Source organism: Acinetobacter sp. AG1, from assembly GCF_001005525.1.
Taxonomy (GTDB): domain Bacteria; phylum Pseudomonadota; class Gammaproteobacteria; order Pseudomonadales; family Moraxellaceae; genus Acinetobacter; species Acinetobacter modestus.
In genome coordinates, this window is the sequence record NZ_LBMZ01000002.1 from 1 (window position 1) to 1,027 (window position 1,027).

The 1,027-nt window shown below is 36.3% G+C and carries 1 pseudogene; it reads right to left on the reverse strand.

Going from position 1 to position 1,027, the window contains the following annotated elements:
* Positions 1-796: pseudogene (locus tag AAV96_RS00010) on the reverse strand (BapA/Bap/LapF family prefix-like domain-containing protein); the annotation flags it as partial.
* Between the last annotated feature and the right edge of the window lie 231 nt (positions 797-1,027).

The window sequence follows — 1,027 nt, forward strand, 5'->3', positions numbered from 1 at the left end:
AGCCACTGCCCGGTACATTCACACTCCATGTACCATTTGCAGTGTTTACAGTCGCGTTATAACTTACGCCATTCACAACCACTGTTACCACTGTAGTCGCTGCATCTGCTGGGATATTCGTCAACGTTCCCGTAATGGTGACATTACTTGATGATTCAGCAATATTGATCACATTGTCCGCCGTGACTGGATTGATATTGAATCAAACATTACTTGTATTCGGTGGCGTAGTATCTGGAGGAGTATTATTGTTATTATCATTTCCGCCACCACCGCCCGCAGCCGCAGCAATACCACCAATAGCAAGTGGTATCGCCCATAACCAAGGGCTTAATCCACCTTCATGATAAAGTAAGGGTTCAACAGATTGAATTGGTTGAAAAACAACATCTGAAACTGGCGCTTGTGCAACTTCAGGAACTGCTGCTGGTGTTTCTTCTAAATAAACTGCACCTTCATGGTCAGAATCACTATCTGCATCTGCGTCACTATCTGCATCTGCATCATTTTCTGCATCTTTAAATCTTGCCCAAATTAGCTGACCATTTTCCCCTTGAAATACAAGGCTATTATCTAGGCTAGCACTCTCGCTGAAGAAATTTTGAATTACGATCATTTCTCCATTTTTTAATAGAACAACAGCATTCGTTCCATCTCTTTTCACTGCCGAAATATCAGTTGTAGGAATCTTAACTAATACAACTGCCGGTTCAGAAGATGATAGTGAAGCTGTTTTTGCCGTCGTATTTGCAAGGGTTTTATGACTTTCCTTGGAAATAATTTGTATTTCAGCCATGATTATATTCCTCATTATAAATTATTAATTTCTAACTAGTTTTTAATTAAGTTGTTACTTTAGATTTAAGTTATTGTTTCTAGTGACTTAGTTCACAACATCACTTTAAATCAAATAAAAAAATGTTAAATAGCTCACAAAAATCATGTATTAAACAATTACATTGACACAATTAATTACAGCAAAATAAACAAATGATTTTTAAATAAAAAATATTAAAAATTCCTTTTT